Annotated in this window: 22 protein-coding genes; 11 read left to right on the top strand and 11 right to left on the bottom strand. The window is 62.5% G+C overall.

The genetic code is table 11. The features are described 5' to 3' along the window. Nucleotides 1-187 precede the first annotated feature (187 nt). Nucleotides 188-3202 (top strand): response regulator, encoded by a 3015-nt coding sequence (locus tag QQL76_RS06410; protein WP_499206863.1) that lies wholly within the window; start codon nucleotides 188-190, stop codon nucleotides 3200-3202. A 9-nt stretch (nucleotides 3203-3211) separates the two neighbouring features. Here QQL76_RS06410 and mnmC2 read toward each other — a convergent pair whose 3' ends face one another. Next, on the bottom strand, nucleotides 3212-3913 hold the full coding sequence (gene mnmC2, locus QQL76_RS06415; RefSeq protein ID WP_499206864.1) for a tRNA (5-methylaminomethyl-2-thiouridine)(34)-methyltransferase MnmC2: 702 nt from the start codon (nucleotides 3911-3913) through the stop codon (nucleotides 3212-3214). Between the two features lie 58 nt (nucleotides 3914-3971). Here mnmC2 and QQL76_RS06420 point away from each other — a divergent pair, with 58 nt between their 5' ends. From QQL76_RS06420 to uraH, 6 genes are all read left to right on the top strand, one after another. Continuing rightward, the gene (locus QQL76_RS06420; RefSeq protein WP_499206865.1) at nucleotides 3972-5153 is read left to right on the top strand and encodes an NAD(P)/FAD-dependent oxidoreductase; all 1182 of its coding nucleotides are present in this window, start codon (nucleotides 3972-3974) and stop codon (nucleotides 5151-5153) included. 73 nt (nucleotides 5154-5226) lie between these two features. Then, nucleotides 5227-6147 (top strand): allantoinase PuuE, encoded by a 921-nt coding sequence (gene puuE / locus QQL76_RS06425; RefSeq protein ID WP_499206866.1) that lies wholly within the window; start codon nucleotides 5227-5229, stop codon nucleotides 6145-6147. Next, entirely contained in the window at nucleotides 6144-6641 is a 498-nt protein-coding gene (gene uraD, locus QQL76_RS06430; RefSeq protein WP_126009946.1) for a 2-oxo-4-hydroxy-4-carboxy-5-ureidoimidazoline decarboxylase, read from the top strand. The genes puuE and uraD overlap by 4 nt, the downstream gene beginning before the upstream one ends. Beyond that, nucleotides 6642-7688: an allantoicase gene (alc, locus tag QQL76_RS06435; RefSeq protein ID WP_499206867.1), complete on the top strand. Its 1047-nt coding sequence runs from the start codon at nucleotides 6642-6644 to the stop codon at nucleotides 7686-7688. It abuts the gene before it with no gap. Nucleotides 7689-7692: 4 nt separating this feature from the next. Next, complete coding sequence (locus tag QQL76_RS06440) at nucleotides 7693-8211, top strand: ureidoglycolate lyase (protein WP_499206868.1); 519 nt, start codon at nucleotides 7693-7695, stop codon at nucleotides 8209-8211. Then, nucleotides 8208-8570, top strand: a complete 363-nt coding sequence (gene uraH / locus QQL76_RS06445) for a hydroxyisourate hydrolase (protein ID WP_499206869.1) — start codon at nucleotides 8208-8210, stop codon at nucleotides 8568-8570. The genes QQL76_RS06440 and uraH overlap by 4 nt, the downstream gene beginning before the upstream one ends. A 4-nt stretch (nucleotides 8571-8574) precedes the next feature. On the opposite strand, the gene QQL76_RS06450 is transcribed toward uraH, so the two are convergent. The 5 genes from QQL76_RS06450 to QQL76_RS06470 form a co-directional block, all read right to left on the bottom strand. Further along, nucleotides 8575-8817 carry a hypothetical protein gene (locus tag QQL76_RS06450; RefSeq protein ID WP_499206870.1) on the bottom strand — a complete coding sequence of 81 codons (243 nt, stop codon included), beginning with the start codon at nucleotides 8815-8817 and terminating at the stop codon, nucleotides 8575-8577. A 138-nt stretch (nucleotides 8818-8955) separates the two neighbouring features. Beyond that, on the bottom strand, nucleotides 8956-9153 hold the full coding sequence (locus QQL76_RS06455; protein WP_499206871.1) for a type II toxin-antitoxin system VapB family antitoxin: 198 nt from the start codon (nucleotides 9151-9153) through the stop codon (nucleotides 8956-8958). Nucleotides 9154-9209: 56 nt separating this feature from the next. Then, nucleotides 9210-10517, bottom strand: coding sequence for a guanine deaminase (gene guaD / locus QQL76_RS06460; RefSeq protein ID WP_499206872.1), 1308 nt, complete (start codon nucleotides 10515-10517; stop codon nucleotides 9210-9212). Next, entirely contained in the window at nucleotides 10514-11758 is a 1245-nt protein-coding gene (locus QQL76_RS06465) for a urate hydroxylase PuuD (RefSeq protein ID WP_499206873.1), read from the bottom strand. Before QQL76_RS06465 ends, guaD begins: the two co-directional genes overlap by 4 nt. Before the next feature lie 74 nt (nucleotides 11759-11832). Continuing rightward, complete coding sequence (locus tag QQL76_RS06470) at nucleotides 11833-12726, bottom strand: LysR family transcriptional regulator (RefSeq protein WP_499206874.1); 894 nt, start codon at nucleotides 12724-12726, stop codon at nucleotides 11833-11835. 121 nt (nucleotides 12727-12847) lie between these two features. Between QQL76_RS06470 and QQL76_RS06475 the strand changes: the two genes are divergently transcribed. Further along, nucleotides 12848-13045 carry a hypothetical protein gene (locus QQL76_RS06475; RefSeq protein WP_499206875.1) on the top strand — a complete coding sequence of 66 codons (198 nt, stop codon included), beginning with the start codon at nucleotides 12848-12850 and terminating at the stop codon, nucleotides 13043-13045. Here QQL76_RS06475 and xdhC read toward each other — a convergent pair. From xdhC to QQL76_RS06500, 5 genes are all read right to left on the bottom strand, one after another. Then, nucleotides 13034-13837 carry a xanthine dehydrogenase accessory protein XdhC gene (gene xdhC / locus QQL76_RS06480; RefSeq protein ID WP_499206876.1) on the bottom strand — a complete coding sequence of 268 codons (804 nt, stop codon included), beginning with the start codon at nucleotides 13835-13837 and terminating at the stop codon, nucleotides 13034-13036. The genes QQL76_RS06475 and xdhC overlap by 12 nt on opposite strands. Continuing rightward, nucleotides 13834-16179: a xanthine dehydrogenase molybdopterin binding subunit gene (xdhB, locus tag QQL76_RS06485; RefSeq protein WP_499207129.1), complete on the bottom strand. Its 2346-nt coding sequence runs from the start codon at nucleotides 16177-16179 to the stop codon at nucleotides 13834-13836. The genes xdhC and xdhB overlap by 4 nt, the downstream gene beginning before the upstream one ends. A 13-nt stretch (nucleotides 16180-16192) precedes the next feature. Next, nucleotides 16193-17671 carry a xanthine dehydrogenase small subunit gene (gene xdhA / locus QQL76_RS06490; protein WP_499206877.1) on the bottom strand — a complete coding sequence of 493 codons (1479 nt, stop codon included), beginning with the start codon at nucleotides 17669-17671 and terminating at the stop codon, nucleotides 16193-16195. Between the two features lie 74 nt (nucleotides 17672-17745). Beyond that, entirely contained in the window at nucleotides 17746-18846 is a 1101-nt protein-coding gene (locus QQL76_RS06495) for a patatin-like phospholipase family protein (protein WP_499206878.1), read from the bottom strand. After that, nucleotides 18846-19628, bottom strand: a complete 783-nt coding sequence (locus tag QQL76_RS06500) for a 3-hydroxybutyrate dehydrogenase (RefSeq protein WP_499207130.1) — start codon at nucleotides 19626-19628, stop codon at nucleotides 18846-18848. Before QQL76_RS06500 ends, QQL76_RS06495 begins: the two co-directional genes overlap by 1 nt. Before the next feature lie 350 nt (nucleotides 19629-19978). Here QQL76_RS06500 and urtA point away from each other — a divergent pair, with 350 nt between their 5' ends. From urtA to urtC, 3 genes are all read left to right on the top strand, one after another. After that, the gene (gene urtA, locus QQL76_RS06505) at nucleotides 19979-21247 is read left to right on the top strand and encodes an urea ABC transporter substrate-binding protein (RefSeq protein ID WP_425364924.1); all 1269 of its coding nucleotides are present in this window, start codon (nucleotides 19979-19981) and stop codon (nucleotides 21245-21247) included. A gap of 107 nt (nucleotides 21248-21354) precedes the next feature. Further along, a complete protein-coding gene (urtB, locus tag QQL76_RS06510) occupies nucleotides 21355-22995 on the top strand; it encodes an ABC transporter permease (protein ID WP_499206879.1) in 1641 nt (546 codons plus the stop codon). Further along, nucleotides 22992-24143: an urea ABC transporter permease subunit UrtC gene (urtC, locus tag QQL76_RS06515; protein ID WP_499206880.1), complete on the top strand. Its 1152-nt coding sequence runs from the start codon at nucleotides 22992-22994 to the stop codon at nucleotides 24141-24143. Before urtB ends, urtC begins: the two co-directional genes overlap by 4 nt. Nucleotides 24144-24146: the final 3 nt, after the last annotated feature.

The raw sequence follows: 24146 nt of genomic DNA on the forward strand, positions 1-24146 counted from the left end.
GCGCCGTGCCGAATGCGGCCTGCCATGTCGCAAACAGGCCAACAAATGGCGCGTGCGTTTCGAAATGCGGCGCTCTTCGAAGCCTCAATCTATGGTTAACGCTTTGTTCAGCGCGGACCGGCATTCTCATCCTTGGGTTGTTGGCGCAGCCGGCTCGATTGTGGGTTGGCAATGGCGGGGGTGGTGCGTGCGGGCTGCTGAGGGTGATCTCGATAGGGATGTGATCGAGCGCGGCATCGCGCACGTGCCGCAGGTGGGTCACCTTGTGTACGTCAAGGACGGCCAGATGCGCTATCGCGCAGCCAGCCAGTCCTTTCTCACGTCGCTCAACAAATCCGCAATGCCAACCAACGATCCAGCCTTCGGTGAAGACGGCTATGACCGCGAGCGCGATGAGGCCGAGCGCCGCTGCCTCGTGTTCGGCAAGGTCCAGCGGCTGTCGATGGTGTGTCCGGACGGGGTGCGGCGCGTGCTCACCCTGACACGGATCAAATGCACCGACGGGTCACTGTTCGTCGTCGGCCACGACCCGCGGATCGATCCGGCCACCTTGCTTCAGAATGTCGGATCAGCGTCGGCTCCCGTGCCGGATCAGTCCGGGGAAATGGACGATCTGCGGCAGGTCATCGAGGCGATGCCCATGGCAGTGGTCGTGGTCGACCAGGACCTCACCATCGAACTGATCAACGGGCGCTTCTTCGACATTTGGCGTCTGGAGCCCGTACTTCTCCTTGGGCATCCGTTCCGCAAGCTCATGGACCTCAACCGCGACAACGGGATCTACGACGTCGTCGACGATGACTGGGAAAGCTACGTCGCATCCAGAACGGCCGAGATCAGGCAGGGCGCCGTCGCTCCGAGAGAGTTCAAGCGGCAGGATGCCGTGGCGCTGATGTACTCGGTGACGCCGCTGTCGAACGGCCGCCGCATGATCGGCTATTACGACATCAGCGAGGTGCGCAAACACCGGGAACGGGCCGAAGCGATCAACGTCAAACTCAAGGACACCGTCCGCCTGCTCGACGACGCTGCGGAGGCGATGGCGCAGGGCCTGCTGATCTACGACGCGAACAAGATCCTCTTTACCAACGACCGTTTCTACGAGTTCCTCGACGTCCCGCGCGAATTGGTCGGACCGGGCAAGTCTTGGGTGACCTTGATCGACCACTGCGCCGAGCGCGGCGACTACGGCGAGGGGGAGGAGGCGGATGAGGCCAAAGCATATATTCTCGAGAGTGCCCGCAAGGGACAGTTTCATCAACTGGAGCGCAAGGGTCGTGACGGCCGTTGGCTGCGCATCGATGGCAAGCCCACGGCCGGCGGTTTGACCGTTGTCACTTATTCCGACATTTCGGAGCTCAAGGAACGGGAAGCAGAGCTGCAGCAGCTGGTCATCAAGGCCGAAGCCTCCGATCGGGCGAAGTCCGAATTCCTCGCCAATATGAGCCACGAAATCCGTACGCCCATGAACGGCGTGCTGGGCATGGCGGAACTCCTGTCGAAGACCGAACTCGACACGCGCCAGCGCACTTATTGCGACATCGTCATGAAGTCCGGCAACGCGCTCTTAACGATCATCAACGACATCCTCGATTTCTCCAAGATCGAAGCGGGCGCGATCTCGCTCGAACACGCGCCGTTTAATGCGCGCGATGCGGTCGAAGACGTTGCCGGTCTGCTGGCGAAGGGTGCGGCCGAGAAGGATCTCGAACTGGTGGTGCGCGTCGATGCGGGCGTGCCGAGCACGCTCGTCGGGGATCAGGGTCGCTTCCGCCAGATCGTGATGAACCTGCTTTCGAACGCCATCAAGTTCACCGAGGAAGGTCATGTCCTGATCTCGCTCGCCGGCAGCGTAGTCGGCGATAGCGCGGAACTTGTACTGACCATCGAGGATACGGGGCTCGGCATCCCTGCCGACAAGCGCGACAAGATCTTCGAGAAGTTCAGCCAGGTCGATGGATCGTCGACCCGCCGGCACGAGGGTACCGGCCTCGGTCTCGCCATAACAACCCGGATCATCGAATTGATGGGTGGCACGATCACCCTGGACAGCGAAGAGGGGCAAGGCTCGACGTTCCGCGTGTTCCTCACGTTGCCCATTGGCGAGACGTTGCAAACGCCTGCGCCACCGCCGGCGTCGCTCGTCGGCGCGCGCGTTCTGGTGATCGACGACAACCAGGTGAACCGCGATATTCTGAGCGCGCAATTGCAGGATTGGCAATGCGATGGCTGCGCGGCCGTCAGCGGTGCCGAGGGCCTTCAGGTGCTCAAAGCCGCAGCCACGATGAATGTCCCGGTCGACTGTGTCATCCTCGACCATCATATGCCGGGCATGACCGGGCTCGAAATGGCGGCGGCAGTGCGGCTCGATCCGGCGCTGAAAGATACGCCGATCATCCTGCTCACTTCGGTCGATGTCGATCCGCGGCGTTCCGACATCCAGAGGCTTGGTCTCGTGTCGGTACTGACGAAGCCGGCGCGCGAGGCGCATCTGGCGGCGACGCTGGGTGAAGCCCTGGCACGTTCGAGACCAAGCGCTCCGGCGCCCGAATTGCGATTGCCGACGGACGTCGTGCAGGAACTGTCAAGCGACCTCGACCAGATAAAGCCCGAGACGATTGCGCCTGCCTTCACGTCGAAACCTGGAGCGCTGTCACTCGATCTCTGGATCGACAACGAAGGCTTGGCCGAATCGGTGGCCGGTATCGGGGCCGCGCTTGCTTTCGACGGCGAAGCGAACGATGGCCATCTCGACCGCCAAATCGCGGCCAAGCCGCAATCGTCGGGCAGGCGCCTTGAAGAGCAGACGGCTCGGCTGGACGTGCTTGTCGCGGAAGACAACGAGGTCAACCAGATCGTTTTCAGCCAGATCCTCGACGATCTCGGCGTCGTCTACCGCATCGTCGGTAATGGCGCGCTGGCGGTCGCCGAATTCGATCGTGCCGTTCCGCGGCTGATCCTGATGGATGTATCGATGCCCGTGATGAACGGCCATCAGGCAACGCAGGCCATTCGTGCGCGCGAGCGGCAGCGCCGCGGCCATGTGCCGATCATCGGTGTCACCGCCCACGCGCTCAAGGGCGATCGGGAAGCCTGCCTGCAGGCGGGCATGGACGACTACATCTCCAAGCCGATCAGCCCGGACATGCTGGAACGCAAGATCGGCGAGTGGCTCAAGGATGACGCGAAGGCGGCCGGCTGAGATTGCGCTTTACGCCGTCCGCGTACCGGCAAGCATTTCGCGCTTCATCCCATGGCCGGCAAGGCGTTCGACGGTGAAGCCGGCCGCCTGAAGATTGCGCCTCACGAAGCCAGCCGCGGCATAGGTCGCAAATGTCCCACCAGGCTTCGTCTTGTCGAACACGGCGCCGAGAAGATCCGCTGACCACATGTCGGGATTGCGAGCGGGCGCAAAGCCGTCGAGATACCAGGCATCGGCTGAGCCATCCCAAGCGGTCAGCCGCGCGGCCGCATCGCCGATCAGGAGCTGCAGCCGAACGCCATCGTCGAGATCGACCACGAGATCTTCCAGCGGTTTCGGTTGTGGCCAGACAGCGATCAAGGCTGCGACTTCATCGGCAAGCTCCGGCCAGTTCGCAAGAGCGCGCGCCAGGGTCTCGCCATCAAGCGGAAATTTCTCAAACGAAGTGAAGGTGAGATGTTGGCCCGAACGGCGCTGCGCCTTCCAGGCCTGCCACGTCGTCAGCATGTTCAGCCCCGTTCCGAAGCCGAGTTCCCCGATATGGAAGTTGTTCTGCGCCTGCCACCGCTCCAGCAGCCGATTGCCGGCGATGAACACATGCCGCGTCTCTGCGAGGCCGTTTTCGCGAGAGTAAAAATGATCGCCAAAGCGGGTGGAAAAAGGCATATCGCCCTCATGCCACACGATCGCGTCTTCGCCGTTTGCACCCATCGAGCCACTTCCCGGTCGCGCCTTCTTCGCGACGTGCGTAGCGCCGATTGAAGTGCCGATGCAACGGGCTCAGTCAGCTTCCAGCAGCGATCGGCGGTGCGATCTCCTGATCGCGGGTGGCGGTGTCGTCGGTTTGTGGATGGCACGCCTTGCGAGCGACGCCGGGATGTCGGTCGTCCTCGTGGATGCCGGCGCGATCGGAGCCGGTGCCAGCGGCGGCATTCTCGGCGCACTGATGCCGCATGCGCCGGAGCGCTGGAATGGCAAGAAACAATTTCAGTTCGAGGCGCTTCTGTCGCTGGAGCCGGCAATTGCCGCGCTCGAGGCGGAGACGGGGCTGTCAACCGGCTACGGCCGCATCGGCCGTCTGATGCCACTGCTTGACCAGCGTCAGCTGGATCGCGCGCGTGAAAGAGAAGCGGATGCGGGCCGCAACTGGCAGGGGCGCGACCGGTCGTTTCGTTGGACGGTGCATCCGCCCGCAACCGGGAGCAACTGGCTGGCTGCAGCTGCCGCCCCGGCCGGCGTCGTCTTCGACAATCTGAGCGCAAGGCTCGATCCGCGGCGCCTCTGCGCAGCACTGCGCACAAGCTTGGACGCGCGGCCGAATGTGCTCCTGGTCGAGCATGACGGCTTGCAGCATTGGCACGCCGGCAAGGCGGAGCTTGCCAGCGGAGCCGTCATAAGCGCTGATCGGCTGGCGGTTACTGCCGGGCATCAGAGCTTCCCACTGCTTGCTTCCCTGTTTCCGCTTCCGACCGAACTCGGCATGCCCGTCAAAGGGCAGGCGGCGTTGCTCGATGCGCGCTGCGATCCCGCTCAGCCGCTCATTTTCGATGATGGCGTCTATATCATTCCCCATGCGGACGGCACGGTTGCGATCGGCAGCACCAGCGAGAACAGCTTCGACGCGCCGTTTTCAACCGATGCTCAGCTGGAGGACTTGCTCGCGCGTGCATACGCGCTGTGTCCCTCGCTTGCCGATGCTCCGGTCATCGAACGCTGGGCCGGGCTTCGCCCGCGGGCGATCGGCCGTGATCCGCTGGTCGATCTCGTGCCGGGTGACGCGAACACGGTGATTGCGACGGGTGGCTTTAAGATCACGCTCGGTATTGCCCATGCCATGGCCGAGGCGGCGCTCAACCGGCTGCTCGAACGACTGCTAGGACGGTCTGTCGAATTGCCTGAAAGCTTCTCAATCGATTATCATCTTGCCAAGGCCGCGCGGATAAAGCGCTGAACGGCGCGTCTCGCACGCTGGCAATCGACGCTGCGGATGATAACGTCCGCGCCGAAGAATGAAGAATCTCACCATGACCACCGAGCCTTATCCCAGAGACATGATCGGCTACGGCCGCACGACGCCCGATCCGCGCTGGCCGGACGGCGCGCGCATCGCCGTGCAGTTCGTCGTCAATTACGAGGAGGGCGGCGAAAACGCGATCATCCATGGCGATGCCGCATCGGAAGCGTTCCTCTCGGAAATCGTCGGTGCGCAGGCCTGGCCAGGCCAGCGCCACATGAACATGGAATCGATCTACGAATATGGCTCCCGCGCCGGTTTCTGGCGGCTGTGGCGTATGTTCAACGAGCGGCACATGCCGGTCACCGTGTACGGTGTCGCGACAGCGCTTGCGCGCAATCCGGAAGCTGTTGCGGGCATGAAGGAAGCCGGTTGGGAGATCGCATCCCACGGCCTCAAATGGATTGACTACAAGGACTTCACGCTTGACGAGGAGCGCCGCCACCGGGACGAGGCGATCCGCATCCATACCGAGGTGACGGGCGAGCGGCCGCTCGGCTGGTACACGGGCCGATCATCCATCCATTCGACCCAGTTGGCGATGGAGGAGGGCGGCTTTGTCTATTCCTCCGATTCCTACGCGGACGACCTGCCTTACTGGGTTGATGGTCCGAAGGGCGATCATCTGATCGTACCCTATACGCTTGACGCCAACGACATGCGGTTTGCGACGGCGCAAGGGTTCAACACCGGCGAGCAGTTCTACACCTATCTCAAGGACAGTTTCGACGTGCTCTATGCGGAGGGCGGGCAGGGCGCGGCCAAGATGATGTCGATCGGCCTGCACTGCCGGCTTGTCGGCCGCCCGGGCCGTGCGGCTGCGCTGGCGAGGTTCCTCGACTATGTCGCGGGTCACGACAAGGTCTGGGTCGCGCGCCGGATCGACATTGCGCGCCATTGGCATGCGCATCACAAGAGGCAACCGCGATGATCGAAAAAGACGCATTCGTCGAGCGCTATGGCGGGATCTTCGAGCACTCGCCCTTCGTCGCCGAACGTGGCTACGAGCGCCTTGCGTCCGACCAGGCGCTGACAGTCTCCACCGTTCATCTCGCACTGTGTCAGGCATTTCGCGCGGCAGACCGTGACGAGCGGCTCGGCGTGCTCCGCGCCCATCCCGATCTCGCCGGCAAGCTTGCCATTTCTGGTGGCCTGACCGAGGCGTCGAAATCGGAACAGGCCGGCGCGGGGCTTGATCGGCTGTCGCCGGCCGAGCATGCGCGCTTCACCGAACTCAACGATCGTTATCAGCGGGAGTTCGGCTTCCCCTTCATCATCGCGGTCAAAGGCCTCGGCAAGGACGATATCCTGCGGGCCTTCGAGAAGCGTATCAAGAACACAAAGCCTGACGAGTTCGCGACTGCATGCAATGAGGTGGAAAAGATCGCGCTGCTCAGGCTCAAATCCATGCATCCGGAGAGTTGAATGACCAATGAGCATGCCGTTCTCGAACTGAGCGAGGACATTCCTGATTTCGTGCGCGGGACTATCAACCTGGCCTCCGAGCGGCTCGGTGCTGTCGGGTTGGCGACCTCGGACGAATTCTTCGCACCACTGTCGCGCATGCTGAACGATGAACCGGCCGTCTTCCTGCCCGGCGAATACGACGACAACGGCAAGTGGATGGATGGCTGGGAATCGCGCCGCAAGCGGGTGCCGGGTCACGACTGGGCCATCATCCGCCTCGCGATGCCCGGCCGCATCTTCGGCTTCGATATCGATACAAGCTTCTTCACGGGCAACTACCCCCCGCACGCGAGTATTGAGGTCGCTTATGTCGAGGCCGGCGATCCGGACGAGGCGACGGAATGGGTGGAGATACTGTCGAAGACGGCGCTCGGGCCGTCGCGGCATCATTATGTCGAGATCGACGACCAAGCGCACCGCGCCAATGTCTGGACGCATCTGCGTCTGCACATCTATCCCGATGGCGGCGTGGCGCGCCTGCGTGTCTTCGGTGCCGCGCATTATGACTGGAGCCGGGTCGGCGCCGAGCAGGAGGTCGATCTCGCTTATATCTTCCACGGTGCCCGCGCGCTCGCCTGGTCGGATGCGCATTACGGCTCGCCGGAACGGATGCTCGGACCCGGTCGCGGCATCAACATGGGTGATGGTTGGGAAACGGCGCGCCGCCGCGGGCCCGGTCACGACTGGACGATCCTGAAGCTCGGCCACCCGGGAACGATTGCCCGAGTCATTGTCGATACCGCCCATTTCAAGGGCAATTATCCGGATACGTGTGATCTGCTGGGAGCCTATCTGCCGGATCACGTCGGCGATTTCAGCGACGAGCAGATCCGTGACAGCGAGACCTGGAAGCCCATTCTGCCGCGCACCAAGCTGCAGATGGACCATGTGCATGAGTTCGCCGGTGACGCAGTGGAGGCCATCGGGCCGGTGACGCATGTCCGGTTCGCGATCCATCCCGATGGCGGCGTCAGCCGTCTGCGGCTCTTCGGCACCAAGGCCTGAGCGCTTGGCCGCGCTCACGCTCGCCGTTGAACCGTTGACGCGCGAAGCCTTCGCCCCTTTCGGCTCCGTCATGGATATCGACGGAGCGGAACTTCGGATGATCAATGGCGGAACGACCGAACGTTACCATCGGCTGGCTGTCAGCGACACGGATGCCGAGGGTCGGACGATCGTCAGCCTTTTTCGCGGGCAGCCACGGGCTTTTCCGTTTTCCGTTGCAATGATGGAGCGCCACCCCGAGGGCAGCCAGGCATTCTATCCACTGGACAAGCGGGACTGGCTGCTGGCTGTTGCCGAGGATGACAGTGGACGGCCCGAGCGACCGCGTGTCTTTCGCGCATCCGGCGTGCAGGGCGTCAGCTATGGTCGCAATGTCTGGCATCACCCGCTTCTGGCTCTTGATGACGTCAGCGACTTCCTCGTTGTCGACCGGGAAGGGCCAGGGCTCAATCTCGAAGAATACTTCTATTCCGAGCCCTTCGTCATCGAGGCGGCTGACCTGACGAAAAGGGATACGCCATGAGCGAAGGCGGCCGACTGACCACCCACGTCCTCGACACCGCATCGGGACGCCCCGCGTCGGGTCTTGCGATCGAGCTCTTCCGGCTCGAAGGCACCGATCGCGTCCATCTTAAAAGCGTCACGACCAATTCCGACGGGCGCTGCGATGCACCGCTGCTTGCCGGCGATAGCCTCGTGGTAGGAACATACGAGCTGGTCTTTCACGCCGGCGATTATTTGCGGGCGCAAGCGCAAGCCCTGCCTGAGCCCGCTTTTCTCGACATCGTGCCGATCCGCTTCGGCATCGCCGATGCTGGCGCGCACTACCACGTGCCGTTGCTGATCTCGCCCTACGGGTATTCCACGTATCGGGGGAGTTGAGGGCTCAATAGATCTTTAGATCTAGATGGGCGGCCATTGCGGTAAAGTCGCGGTCGTCGTGCAGCAACCGACTGCCAGTCTTGATGCAGAAGCTGCCGATGACGATGTCGATCGATTTTCGTGACCCCTCTCGAGCGTAGCAGACGATAATTGGCAGCGCATTGATCCACAGAGATGTGCTCGAGGAAACGCACTTCAGGAACTTGAGAGATCTGCCGTGAGAGGAGCCGAGCATGATGTTCGTCATTGCCGCCCATCAGCAGCTCCATTCGGATCAAATCCCCCATACGAACCTCATGCATGGCATCTATGGTCCGCATCTTGATCACTTCTAGAGTTGCGTTGCCGCGGAGATGATCAATCCAAACGCTTGTGTCGATGATGATCAATCGAACGACCGCAGTTCTCGCATCTCTTGAAGATTGCCCTCCCAGCCAAGCCCGGCTGTCTCCTCGATTGCCTTGCGAGTCCGATACGATTGAACCGCACGTCTCAGAGCCTCTTCGACGGCGAGTTTTTCAGTGCTGGTGCCCAGAGCTTCCATGGCATCGGCAAGCAGAGCGTCGTCGATTTCGATGTTCACGATAGGCTCCCATCGCCTCTTCGACTTGCTGAATATACCGATGGCGTCATGCCGCTTCAATGCACCAGCACCGACTTGCCCGGCTCACCCGCGACGTAAACCTCGCGGATCGTACGGTCGTCGCCCATGGTCTGCATCAGGAACAGCTCTTCCGAAAGCGTGGTCACGCGTTCCATCTTCAGTGCCATAGCAGGTGTCGCTTGGGCGTCGAGCACCACGACATCCGCTTCCGAGCCTTCGTCCAGTGTGCCGATCCGGTCGGTGAGGCCGAGCGCGTCGGCATTGCCGCGTGTCATGCGCCAGGCGCTCTCGAGAGGCGGCATGCGGTTTCCGGCGAGTTGCTGCACCTTATAGGCCTCATCCATCGTGCGCAGCATCGAATAGCTCGTTCCGCCGCCGATGTCGGTGGCAAAGGCGGCGCGCAGGCCTGCCTTCTCGATGCGGCGAAGGTCGAAGAGGCCGCTGCCGAGGAAGAGGTTCGAGGTCGGGCACGAAACCGGTACTGCTTCGGCTTCCGTCAGCGCGCCCAGTTCGCGATCGCTCAGGTGGATGGCGTGGCCGAGCAGCGTGCGGGGCCCGAGCAGGCCGTATCGGGCGTAGATGTCGGTATAGTCCTTGGCGCTCGGATAGAGCTCGCAGGCGAATTCGATTTCTGCCTTGTTTTCAGAGAGATGCGTCTGGATGTGAAGATCCGGATTCCGCCTCGCCAGCGCGCCCGCCATCTCCATCTGCTCCGGCGAGGAGGTGATCGCAAAGCGCGGCGTGATGGCAACGAGGTTGCGGCCCCTGCCGTGCCAGCGGTCGATCACATGCTGCGTGTCTTCATAGGAGGACTGCGGCGTATCGGTCAGCGCGTCCGGCGCGTTGCGGTCCATCATCACCTTGCCGGCGATCATGCGCAGGTTTCTGCGGCTCGCTTCGGCAAAGAAATTGTCGGCGCTCGAGCGGTGCACCGAGCAATAGGCGACCGCCGTCGTCGTGCCATGGCGTATGAGTTCGTCGAAGAACCGCCCGGCAATCCGCGCCGAGTGGATCTCGTCGTCGAAACGCTGTTCCTCGATGAAGGTGTATGTGTTCAGCCATTCCAGCAGCGAGCCGGCATAGGAGCCCACGACCTGCATCTGCGGGTAATGGATGTGCGGATCGATGAAGCCCGGCATGATGAGGTGCGGCCTATGATCGACGATGACCACGTCATCCGGCGCCTTCGCCTTGACCGACTGAAAAGATCCGAAAGCCTTGATGCGGCCGTCCTGCATCAGCAGGCCGCCATCGTCCTCGTAGCGGTAGCTTGCGTGGTCGTCGGCGGCTTCAGGCTTGCGGGTGAAGGACAGCAGCCGCCCGCGCAACAGCCGCGCGGTCAACGGTCCGCTCCATAGGCAGCGCTTTCGTACCAGGCGTTGATGAGCGCGCGTTCGGATTCCGTCATCGCCGTCAAATTGCCGGGCGGCATGGCGTGGCTGCGGCCGGACTGCAGGTAGATCTCGCGGGCGTGCGCCGCGATCTCCGCGTCCGTTTCGAGCAGCACGCCCTTGGGAGCGCGGTGAATGCCCTCCCAGACGGGCTCGGCCGCATGGCACATGGAGCAGCGTCCCTGGACGGTGTCGCGCGCCTCGTTGAAATGCACGTCTGCCGCGAATGCCGCGAAGGCCGGGGCCACCGCACCGGCAGCTTCGGCACCGTCTTCGGTGGTCTGGCGGGGGACGGTGGAAAGCCACATGATGACGATGAAGATCACCAGCGTCACGATCCACGTCCAGGTCGGTGACCCCTTGCGGGCATGCTTGGTGTTGAACCAGTGCCGGATCGTCACGCCCATCAGGAAGACGAGCGAGGCGATCACCCAGTTGTAGGCCGTGCCGAAGGCCAGCGGATAATGGTTCGACAGCATGAGAAAAATGACGGGCAGCGTCAGGTAATTGTTGTGCAGCGAGCGCTGCTTGGCCTGAAGCCCCAGCCGCGGATCGGGAGCCCGGCCGGCCTTGAGGTCGGCCACCACGATCTTCTGGTTGGGAATGATGATCAGGAACACGTTGGCCGACATGATCGTCGCGGTGAACGCGCCGAGATGCAGGAACGCCGCGCGCCCCGTGAAGAGCTGCGTGTAACCCCAAGCCATGACGACGAGCACGCCGTAAAGCACGATCATCAGGCCGGTCGTGTGCTTGCCGATCGGCGACTTGCAGAGCTGGTCGTAGAGCACCCAGCCGAGGCCGAGCGAGGCGAGCGAGATCAGGATCGCGACGGGCGCCGAGACGTCAAGGACATTGCGGTCGATCAGATAGAGATCGGCACCGGCATAATAGACGATGGCGAGCATCGCGAAGCCCGAAAGCCATGTCGCGTAGCTTTCCCATTTGAACCAGGTCAAATGCTCGGGCATGGCCGCCGGCGCGACCATGTATTTCTGGATATGGTAGAAACCGCCGCCATGCACCTGCCACTCTTCGCCGCTCGCGCCCACCGGCATGCCCGGCCGCTTGGTGAGCCCGAGATCGAGCGCGATGAAATAGAAGGAGGAGCCGATCCAAGCTATGGCCGTGATCACGTGCAGCCAGCGCACGGCAAAAGACAGCCATTCCCAGGCGATGGCATATTCATACATGGTGCGATCCCATTGATGCGACCCCGATCCTTAGCGTGAGACGCTCGGCTCGGGAAAGACCTTTGTGCACTGCATCAACCGCCTTCGACACCTGCCTGCGACAGAATCCAATTGCGAAAGGCACGGATCTGCGGCGCGTTGCGGCGGCTTTCCGCGTAGACCAGCCAATGTGTGGCCGTGTCATCGGTGCAGATGATGTCGAAAGGCTGGATCAATTGGCCGAGCGCCAGTTCGCTTGGATAAAAGTCCGGCGTCAGAATGCCGACGCCGATGCCCGCGAGCGCCATGCCGGCTTCCAACGCCTGTGCGCTCATCCGGTGGTCCGGCCGGCCCTTCAGAGCATCCGGGTCGAGACCTGCTGCATGTAGCCAGAGCGGCCACCAATGGTCGCGTGGCGCCAAAATCGGCAGCTTGAGGATATCGGCCGGCTCCCTCACGCCGCCGATCGTCTCGGCGAGCGCTGGGCTCAGCATCGGCGTGAAGCGGATGTCCATCAGTCTGTGGCGCGCCAGGCCCGGCCAGGGACCGGTCCCGACCCGGATTGCGACGTCGACCTCTTCGCGGTCGAAATCGACATAGTTCGGGGCGGTGACCAGCCTGACGGCGATCTCCGGATGGGCGAGCTGAAAGGAACCGAGCCGCGTTACCAGCCAGCGCGCCGCGAATGTCTCTAGCGTGTTGATGACGAGCGTGCGGGATGTGTCATCGCTCAAGCCAGCGACGGCCTCTCGCATGGTGGCGAAGGCTTCCCGAATCTTCGGCGCCAGCCGCCCGCCTGCATCGCTCAGCGCGATCTGGCGTGGTTTGCGCAGAAAGAGCGGCGTGCCGACGCGATCCTCCAGGAGCTTGATTTGGTAGCTGACGGCCGATTGCGTCATGCCGAGTTCGTCGGCAGCGCGGGTGAAGCTCATATGCCGGCTGACCGCCTCGAAGGCGCGCAGTGCGTTGAGCGGCGGCAACGGGTCCATGCATAAGGCTTCTTAATGGGCGCTGGCGATCTTCCGATTGGATCGCCGGCTCGCTTCCAGCCTATCTTTACGGCACGTCATCGACAACCAGCAAGACAAAGACGAGGCCGGAGATTTGGTCATGGAACGGGTGGACATCGTCCGCGCGCCGCTTTTCGCGCGCCTTTTTATACGCATCAGCCGGGAGCTGTCTGCGCATCTTCAGCGCCGGCCACGGATCAGTCGGATTGATCCGAAATCGCTGCCCGAAGATCGTCTTCGGGATTTGGGACTGATGCAAGGCCGGCGGCGGCGCGGCGATCCAGATCTATTTTCTTGAAACGAGCACGGCAACGAGTTCTGCGGCGACGAGTGCGGCAATGATCTCGGGTCGCTTGTCCGATAGCTTGGCGCCAATCGGGCAGGTGAGCGCTTCCAAGCGCAGTGGATTGCCGCCGTCGCGGCGGAATGCGCTCTCGAATGTTGCGCGCTTCGTATCCGAGCCGATCATGCCGACATAGGCGGCATCGCCGCGCTCCAGCGCTGACTTGGTGACGAGGAAGTCGAGCGCGTGCTCATGGGTGAAGACGACGAAGGCCGAGCCGGCGGGCGCGGAAGCGACGACCTCTTCCGGCAGCGGCGTCAGTCTGGTCTCAATGGCTTCGGGAAGATCGATGAGCGTCTCGCCCCGAGTCTCGACGATGATCGTGCGGAACGGCAGCAAGCTGAGCGCATGCGCCAGCGCCCGACCGACATGACCGGCGCCGAAAAGATAGACGTGTGGCCGCGCGGCGAGGTCGGCTGCGACGCGTTCGTGAACTTCCGAGTCTTCGGAATCGGTTAGCGCCCGGAATTCGAGCGACACATGACCCCCGCAGCATTGCCCGATCGCCGGGCCGAGCGGCACGTCGAGCCGCATCTCCGCCTGCTTACCGGCAATGATCGCCCTTGCATGCGCGATTGCTGCGAATTCGAGCTGCCCGCCGCCGATCGTATTGAGAATGCCGCGTTCCCCGACCAGCATCCAGGCGCCGGCCTCGCGCGGCGCGGAACCTCTCGCTTCGATGATCGTCACGAGAACGGCAGCCCCCTCGGCTTCGATGAAGCCTTGGGCTGTTTCCGGCGTGATCATGCCGCGCCGGCTGCCTTCAGGCGTTCGATCGCCATCAGCACGCGTTCCGGCGTTGCCGGAGCGTCGAGCCTCGGGCAGATTCGGTAGTCGGCCGTGCTGGCTACAGCCATCGACAACGCCTCGAGCACCGAAACGGCAAGCATGAAGGGCGGTTCGCCGACGGCCTTCGAGCGGCGGATGGCGCGCTCGGCATTTTCCGACCATTCGGCAAGGCGCGTGTTGAAGATCAGAGGACGGTCGGAAGCGAGCGGGATCTTGTAGGTGGAGGGTGCGTGGGTGCGCAGGCGCCCCTTGCTATCCCACCAGAGCTCTTCCGTCGTCAGCCAACCCATGCCCTGGATGAAGCCACCCTCGACCTGGCCGAGATCGATCGCCGGATTGAGCGACTTGCCGACGTCGTGAAGGATGTCGGTGCGCTCCACCTGGTATTCGCCCGTCAGCGTATCGATCGACACTTCCGAACAGGCTGCACCATAGGCGTAGTAATAGAACGGCCGGCCCGTGCCCTTGTCGCGGTCCCAATGGATCTTCGGGGTCTTGTAGAAGCCTGCCGCGGACAACTGCACGCGGGCGACATAGGCCTGCTTGACCAGTTCGGCGAACGACATGGGATGCCCGCCGACATCGACGCGGTTGGCCGAGAAGACAATCGATTCGGCTGGCACATCGTAGAAATCGGCAGCAAAGGCGATCAGCCGGTCCTTGATGGTGCGCGCGGCCACCTGCGCCGCCATGCCGTTCAGATCGGTGCCGGAGGAGGCGGCCGTCGCCGACGTGTTTGGCACCTTGCCGGTGGTCGTCGCCGTGATTTTCACCCGATCGAGATCGATCTGGAATTCTTCCGCCACGATCTGCGCGACCTTGGTGAAGAGGCCCTGGCCCATCTCCGTGCCGCCATGGTTCAGGTGCACCGAGCCGTCCGTATAGACATGAACCAGCGCGCCGGCCTGGTTGAAATGCGTGGCGGTGAACGAGATGCCGAACTTCACCGGCGTCAGTGCGATGCCGCGCTTGATGATGCGGCTTTCGCGGTTGAAGGCGATGATGTCGGCTCGGCGAGCTTGATAGTCGCTCGAAGCCTCCAATTCGTCCACCACGCGGTGGATGACGTTGTCTTCCACGGTCTGGTGGTAGGGCGTCACGTTCCGGTCATCGGTGCCGTAGAAGTTTGCGCGGCGCACCTCGAGCGGGTCCTTGGCGAGCGCATAGGCGATTTCCTCGATCACGCGCTCGCACGCTACCACGCCCTGCGGGCCGCCAAAGCCGCGAAAGGCGGTGTTGGAGACCGTGTTGGTGAAGAGCGGTGCCGAGACGGCTTTCACCGCCGGGTAGTAATAGGCGTTGTCGCAGTGAAACAGAGCGCGGTCCGTTACCGGCCCGGAAAGGTCGGAGGAATAGCCGCAGCGCGCCGCATAGGTGTAATCGATGCCCTGGATGCGGCCATCTGCGTCGAAGCCCACATCGTAATCGACGAGGAAATCGTGGCGCTTACCGGTTGCGACCATGTCGTCGTCGCGATCGGGCCTGACCTTCACGGCACGGCCGAACCGCTTGGCTGCAACGGCCGCGACGGCCGCGAAGATGTTGCCCTGCGTTTCCTTGCCGCCGAAGCCACCGCCAATGCGGCGCACTTCGACCGTCACGGCGTTGGAAGGCACGCCGAGCACATGGGCGACCATGTGCTGCACTTCGCTCGGATGCTGGGTGGAGGAGAACACCTGGACGTCGCCATCCTCGCCCGGAATGGCCATGGCGATCTGTCCTTCCAGATAGAAGTGATCCTGACCGCCGATCCGCATCGTGCCGTCGAGCCGATGCGGCGCGCTTTCGAGCGCTTGAGCAGCGTCGCCGCGTGCAAGCGTCAGCGGCGGCGTGACGAGGCGCGGATCGTCGGCAGTGTCGAGAATGTCGATAACGGGTGGCCGCTCTTCGTAAGTGATCTCTGCCTTCAGACATGCACGGCGTGCCGCGTCCCGCGTTTCGGCGATCACCGCGAAGATCGGCTGGCCGTGGAAGAGCACTTCCGTTTCGGCAAAGACTGGCTCGTCATGCCGGCCGGTGGGGCTGATGTCGTTCTCGCCTGGGATATCGACGGCCGTCAGCACGCCGACGACGCCGGGTGCTGCCCGCACAGCGTGGAGATCGACGGACAGGATCGCTCCATTGGCGACGGTGGAAAGGCCAAGGCATCCATGGAGCGTGCCGATCGGCTCGACCATGTCGTCGATATAAACCGCTTCGCCGGTGACATGCTTGTGCGCGGAATCGTGGCGCTGCGACACATGGGCGCCGCCGCGGATGGTGGCGTCCGCCTCGAAGGCTTCGCTGCGAATGGGCTTCATCTCGTTCATCGGATCACGCCTCCACCGCCGCAAAGCGCTTCAGGCTCGCCGTTTCGCCTTGTTGCTCGAGAAAGCACCGGCGCAGCAGGTTCTTCGCGGTCATCATCCTGTAGTCACTGGAGGCGCGCCAGTCGCTCAAGGGCTGATAATCGCTTTCGAAAGCGGGCAGGGCGGCTTCGATCGTCTCGATGCTCCAGTCCCGGCCGACGAGCGCCGCCTCTACGTGCCGGGCGCGCTTCGGTGTCGCCGCCATGCCGCCGAAGGCGATGCGCGCATCGGTGATGCGACCGGCCTCGATCATCAGCTTGAAGGCGCCGGCGAGTGCCGAGATGTCCTCGTCGCGGCGCTTGGAGATCTTGTAGACGGCGAAAATCTCGTTGTTGCGAAGTTTCGGAATGTCGATCCGTTCGACGAACTCGCCGGGCTGCCGGTCCTGGTTGCCGTAGTCGATGAAGAACTCTTCGAGCGGCACCGTGCGGTGCGTCCCGGCATTGTTCAAAGTGACGGTGGCGCCGAGCGCGATCAGCGGCGGTGGCGTATCGCCGATCGGCGAGCCATTTGCGATATTGCCGCCGATCGTGCCCATGTTGCGCACCTGATCGCCGCCGATCCGGTCGAAATAAGCGCGCATCGCCGGATATGTCTCTGACAGAACAGCGCTGGCATCGGTGTAGCTGACCGTCGCACCGATCCGGATGCCGCCATCCGTTTCCTCGATGGCATCCAGTCCTTCGACCTGCTTGACGAAGATCAGCGGCCCGATGGGGCGCATTTGCTTGGTGACCCAAAGGCCGACGTCGGTGGAGCCGGCCACGATCGTCGCTTTCGGGTTTGCGGCAAAGCTTTGCGCCAGGGCATCGATGCTTGCGGGCAGAATCAGTCTATCCGCGCCATCGCCCATGTCGACCGTCTCGCCTGTTTGCCATTCGGCCAGTTGAGAGCGCACTTCATCGCGTTCGGCCTGCAGGGGATCTGCCGTCTTCTGGGAAATCTCGGCCATGGCCTCGGCAGCGCGGATAATTGGTTCATAGCCGGTGCAGCGGCAGAGATTGCCCTGCAGCGCCTTTTCGATCGTCGGCCGGCTGGGATGTGCATCGCGCATCCAGAGCGCATAGAGCGCCATCACGATGCCGGGCGTGCAGAAGCCGCACTGCGATCCGTGATGGTCGACCATCGCCTGCTGCACGGGATGCAACGTGCCGTCCTTGCCCTTCAGATGCTCAATGGTCACGACATGGCAACCGTCGAGCGAAGCGACGAAGCGGATGCAGGAGGTCACGGTTTCGTAGACCAGGACGCCATCGCGGTTCAGACGGCCGACAAGTACCGTGCACGCCCCGCAATCGCCTTCCGCACAACCTTCCTTGGTGCCGGTGAGCCGCCGTTCGAGCCGCAGGAAGTCGAGCAGCGTCTCGGTCGGACGAAGCGTGTTCAACGTCACAGTCCGGTCATTCAGGCGGAAGCGGATATGGGTGCGGGTGCTCAGGGTCATGGGTCCAGGAATCTTTGCGAAGCCTTCAGACTAGCCTAGCCGCCCACGATGCGAAAGCGATTCCGCTTTTCCCCCTAGACACCGGATCCGGCTAGATATTCGTTCTTCAGGTCGACCGTTGCCCGTTCGCCCAGATCGTCGAAATGGCGATCGAGCCACTCCATCGCATAGAGACGTCCTCGATCGCGCAGATCCTGCAGGAAGCCCCAACCGAGCTCGAATTTCGATGCCACGTCGAGGTCTTCGAGCGCATCGTCGGATCGGATCGAGTGCACCAGGATCTTCTTCAGTCGGTCCTTGTACTCATCCTTCAGCCAATCCTCGTCGATCAGCCGTGCCACGAAGTCGATGGCGCGGAATTCGCGCACGAGCGAGGCGTTGAAGGACACCTCGTTGATGCGGTTCATGATGTCGGGGGCAGACATCGGCACGTCGTCGCGCACCATGGGATTGATGTGGACGACCACCACGTCACGGCTCGTGCATTTGTAGAAGAACGGGAACAGCGCCGGGTTGCCGGTGTAGCCGCCATCCCAGTAGTGCTCGCCATCGATCTCGACAGCCTTGTAGATGAAGGGCAGGCACGCCGAGGCCATCACGGCATCGAGCGTCACGTCCTCATTGGTGAAGACCTTCACCTTGCCGGTGCGAACATTCGTGGCGGAAATGAAGAGCTTCGTCGACTTGCACGCGTGCAGCTTCTCGAAGTCGACGGAGCGAGCGACGAGATCACGCAGCGGATTGAGGTTCAGCGGGTTCCACTCATAGGGCGAGAACATCCGCGTCAGATTGTCGAAGGTGTTGAAGGTGAGGGACGAGTTCATCGAATACGGACCGAGAAGCTTCTCCCATGGCAGTTGCTTCACCGGCGAAAAGACCTCGCCGGCGAGACTCATGTCGCGCCAGAACCGCTCGAGTGCTTCGCGTGCTCCGTCGCGGCCGCCCTCCATGTTGCCATAGGCGTAGATGGCAGCGTTCATCGCGCCGGCAGATGTGCCGGAAATGCCCTCGATCTCGATCCGCCCGTCCTCGAGCAGCCCGTCAAGCACGCCCCAGGTGAAGGCGCCGTGCGCGCCGCCGCCCTGCAAGGCGAGGTTGACGGTCTTGGTGGCGGATCTCTTCGATCGAGGTGCCGACGGCTTGTCCTCGGCGGCGGGCGCTTGCTCTTCCAGCATCACTGCGCCGTCCAGCCGCCATCGACCGAGATGGACGTTCCTGTAATGGATTTCGCCGAAGGCGTCGTCAGGAACAGCGCGATGTCGGCGACTTCCTCGATGCTGACGAATTCCTTGGTCGGTTGAGCTTTGAGGATGACGTTCTCCTTCACCTCGTCCTCGGTCATGCCGCGCTCGCGAGCGGTGTCGGCGATCTGTCCTTCGACCAGCGGTGTCTCGACATAGCCCGGGCAGATCGCGTTGATCGTGATGCCGTTTTCGGCGGTTTCCAGCGCCACGGTCTTCGTCAGGCCGAGAATGCCATGCTTGGCCGCCACATAGGCCGATTTATATGGCGAAGCGACGAGCCCGTGGGCGGAAGCAATGTTGATGATGCGACCGAAGCCACGTTTCTTCATACCGGGAAGCGCGGCGCGGATGGTGTGAAACGCGCTCGTGAGATTGATTGCGATGATCGCGTCCCACTTCTCGATCGGGAATTCCTCGATCTTTGAGACATGCTGAATGCCGGCGTTGTTCACCAGAACGTCGACCGTCCCAAACTCCTTCTCCGTTGAATGGACGAGATCGGCGATCTCCTTCGGCTTGGTCATATCGGCGCCGTTGAACACAACCTTGCCTTTCGTAAGTTTCTGCACTTCGGCCACGGCTTTGGCCGCATCCTCGTCCTTCGCCAAGCCGTTCAGCACGATGTTCATGTCCGAGCGGGCGAGCGCCTTCGCGATCCCGAGACCGATGCCGCTGGTCGAGCCAGTGATGATGGCGGTGTGGCGCTTTTCCATGGGCAGGTCTCCTTCGTGATTGTGCAATGCAACATATAAAGTGCCTCCCGTCTTCCTTCCAGTGTGTGGAGACAGGACATCTTGTGAAGATGAAAAAATGTGCAGGCTTTGTTTGGCGTACGAATTTTGATCAATTTTGACTCTGTGCGCCCATATCGTGGGCAACCGCCCGGCCGCATCGTCCGAAGAGCGGGCCATCGAACGCCGCGAAATCCAAAGATGAACAGTCTCTTACCGAGCGCCTGCAAGCCTCCGGTTGAGTTGGCACGCCGTTTGCTCGGTTTGTTGCGGTGCATATGAAACCGTTGGAGGGAAAACGGATGGCCGCTACCAATAAGAAATGGGTCATGATGACTGCCGCTGCGGCGCTTGCTGCGTCGACGGCTTGGACGGGTGCCTTTGCGCAGGAGGAAGGCCCGATCAAGGTCGGCATTCTCCACTCGCTCTCCGGCACGATGGCGATCTCGGAAACGACTCTCAAGGACGTCATGCTGATGCTCATCGAGCAGCAGAACGAGAAGGGCGGGCTTCTCGGTCGTCAGCTCGAACCGGTCGTCGTCGACATCGCGTCGGACTGGCCTTTGGCTGCCGAAAAGGCGCGCGAACTGATCGAAGTCGAAGAAGTCGATGCCGTCTTCGGCTGCTGGACGTCGGTCTGCCGCAAGTCGGTTCTGCCGGTCTTCGAAGAGCTGAACTCGCTGATGTTCTACCCTGTCCAGTACGAGGGCGAAGAAAGCCAGCGCAACGTCTTCTACACCGGCGCATCGCCGAACCAGCAAGCCATTCCGGCGGTCGACTACCTCATGAACGAAGTCGGCGTCGAGCGCTGGGTGCTCGCCGGTACCGACTACGTCTATCCGCAGACGACGAACAAGATCCTCGAGCAGTACCTCAAGGATGCCGGCGTTGCCGATGAAGACATCATGATCAACTACACGCCGTTCGGTCATTCCGACTGGCAGACGATCGTGTCCGACATCAAGACGTTCGGCTCGTCCGGCAAGCCGACGGCGGTCGTCTCGACCATCAACGGCGATGCGAACGTCCCGTTCTACCGCGAGCTCGGCAACCAGGGCATCGACGCGGTCGACATCCCGGTCGTCGCCTTCTCGGTCGGTGAAGAAGAGCTCGCCGGCCTCGATACCGCTCCGCTGGTCGGCCACCTTGCCGCCTGGAACTACTTTATGTCGGTCGACACGCCTGAGAATGCCGAGTTCATCGAAGCCTGGCATGCCTTCATCGGCGACGAAGAGCGCGTGACCAACGACCCGATGGAAGCCCACTATATCGGCTTCAACATGTGGGTTGCCGCCGTTGAAAAGGCGGGTTCGACCGAGCCGGATGCCGTCATCGAGAACATCGTCGGCGTGGAAGTGCCGAACCTGACCGGCGGCACGGCCGTCATGCTGCCGAACCACCACATCACCAAGCCGGTGCTTATCGGTGAGATCCAGGCCGACGGTCAGTTCGACGTCGTCTGGGAAACCGAAGATCTGGTGGAAGGCGATGCCTGGTCCGACTTCCTGCCGGAATCGGCTGTTCTCGAAGCGGATTGGACGGAGCCGGTCATGTGCGGCAACTTCAACACCGAAACCCAAACATGCGGCAGCGGTTCCTGACACCCTTCCCGTCAGGTCCGCAAATGGACGGGAGGCGGCTTCAAGTCGCCTCCCGTGCCTTCTGATCGAGACACGCCGTCCTTCCGTTTCTTGTTGAAAGTTGCTCCATGACAGTCGACCGTGCCATCGCACGTTGCGTCGCCGGATTTGCCTTCCTGTTGATGTCGTTGATCGCGGCATTCGCGCAGGAGGAAACCATTCCGCCCGGCAGCCCTGCCATCGATCTCCTGCGCCAATTGCCCGAGGGCAGCTTTCGCGAGCGCGGCGAGGTGATCGGAGCGCTTGCGGACACCGGCGAGGTGGCACTGGTGCCCATCTTGCGCGCACTGGAGGCCGGAAGCCTGTTCGTCGTCACCGAAACAGGCCAGATCGTGACGACCCAAGCCGATGGCGACGGCGTCATCGCCACCGACGTCGCAACGGGTGAGGAGATCGGAGCGCTTGCATCCTCGGCGGTCGAGCAGATCCGCGTCAACAATCTCATCCGCCGCGAAGTGCGAACGGCCGTCAGTCAGCTCACCCTGATGAGCCCCAACCCGGCGCGCCGGATCGCCGCTGCGCGCGACATGTATGCGTCCGCCAATGCCGACAGCGTTGAAACTCTGGATGCCGCGCTGGCCGCAGAAGATGACGATGCCGTACGCGCGGTGATGGAAGAGGTGCGCGCCGTTGCCATCTTGCGCAGCGACGCGTCGCTTGAGGAGTTCGAGGCTGCGGTGTCCACGATCGTCGCGCGCGGAGGGAGCCAGTCGATCGGCATCCTGCAGGGAGCGCTGTCGACGGCATCTGAGGAACTGCAGCCGACCATCCAGGCCGGCATCGCTGCGATCGAGCGCAATCTCGCGCTTTGGAACGTCGCCCAGAACATCTGGTACGGGCTCTCGCTCGGCTCGGTGCTGCTGCTTGCGGCTATCGGCCTTGCCATCACCTTCGGCGTCATGGGCGTCATCAACATGGCGCATGGCGAGATGGTGATGCTCGGCGCCTATACGACATTCGTCGTTCAGCAGGTGATCCGCACCTCGTACCCGGAGCTGTTCGACTGGTCGCTCGCCATCGCCCTGCCTCTGGCCTTCGTCGTGACCGGCATCGTCGGCATTGCCATCGAGCGTGGCGTCATCCGCTTTCTCTACGGCCGTCCGCTGGAAACGCTCCTCGCCACCTGGGGTATTTCGCTCATCCTGCAGCAGTCGATCCGCACCATTTTCGGCGCGTCGAACCGCGAAGTCGGCAATCCATCCTGGATGTCGGGCGCGTTCCAGTTCGGCGGGCTTTCGATCACCAACAACCGGCTCTGGATCATCGTTTTCTCGCTGGTCGTCTTCGCCGTGCTGCTTTTCGTCATGAAGAAGACCGCGCTCGGCCTGCAGATGCGCGCCGTCACCCAGAACCGCCGGATGGCGTCCTCGATGGGCATCCGCACGCCCTTCGTCGACGCAATGACCTTTGGTCTCGGCTCCGGCATCGCGGGTCTTGCAGGCGTCGCGCTGTCGCAGATCTCCAACGTGTCGCCCAATCTCGGCCAGACCTACATTATCGACAGCTTCATGGTCGTGGTCTTCGGCGGGGTCGGCAATCTCTGGGGTACGCTGGTCGGCGCCATGACGCTCGGTGTCTTCAACAAGTTCCTTGAGCCTTACACCGGCGCGGTTCTGGCCAAGGTGCTGGTGCTCGTCGCCATCATTCTCTTCATCCAGAAACGTCCTCGCGGCTTGTTCGCGCTCAAGGGCAGGGCGGTGGAAGCATGATCACGCACGCACTCCTTCGCGGTCTCGATGGCAAGGCCTGGCTCGTCGTCTCGATCCTCGTTGCCGTCGCGATCTTCGTCCCGGCCTCGAACCTTCTGCTCTCGCCGGGCCATCCGCTCTACGTGCCGAACTATCTCGTCGCGCTTATGGGCAAATATCTCTGCTACGCGATGCTCGCGCTCGCGCTTGACCTCGTCTGGGGCTATTGCGGGATCCTGTCGCTTGGCCATGGCGCTTTCTTCGCGCTCGGCGGCTATGCCATGGGCATGTATCTCATGCGCCAGATCGGCAACCGGGGCGTTTACGGCAATGCCGAGCTGCCCGACTTCATGGTGTTTCTCAATTGGACGGAGCTGCCCTGGTACTGGTGGGGCTTCGACATGTTCTGGTTCGCCATGCTGATGGTGATGGTCGTTCCCGGTCTTCTCGCTTTCGTCTTCGGCTGGTTCGCCTTCCGCAGCCGCGTCACAGGCGTCTACCTGTCGATCATCACCCAGGCGATGACCTACGCGCTTCTGCTCGCCTTCTTCCGCAACGACATGGGGTTTGGCGGCAATAACGGCCTGACGGACTTCCGCGAAATCCTCGGCTTCTCGATCCGGGCGCCGGAAACGCGGGCGTCGCTCTTTGCCGCCACGGCAATCATGCTGGCCATCGCCTTCGTCGTGTGCTCGGCGATCGTCAATTCCAAGCTTGGCAAGCTGATGATCGCGGTGCGCGATGCGGAAAGCCGCACACGCTTCCTCGGCTACCGCCCTGAATATGTGAAGCTTTTCGCCTTTGTCGTGTCTGCAGTCATCGCCGGAATTGCAGGGGCGCTCTACGTGCCACAGGTCGGTATCATCAATCCCGGTGAGTTCGCGCCTGCAAACTCCATCGAGGTGGTGGTCTGGACCGCGCTTGGCGGGCGCGGCACGCTGATCGGGCCGATCATCGGAGCGATCCTGGTCAACGTCACGAAGTCCTATTTCACAATCGCCTATCCCGACCTCTGGCTGTTCGCACTCGGGGCGCTCTTCGTCTTCGTCACCATCTTCCTGCCCAAGGGCATCCTCGGTATCGCCACGGGCCTGATGGCGCGCGTCGATCGGCGACGCCTGCCTCCCGAGCCCACCGCTGACGCGGCCAAACCGACACCGGCGGAGTGACAG

The sequence above is a fragment of the Rhizobium albus genome, from assembly GCA_030160035.1.
Taxonomy (GTDB): Bacteria; Pseudomonadota; Alphaproteobacteria; order Rhizobiales; family Rhizobiaceae; genus Georhizobium; species Georhizobium albus.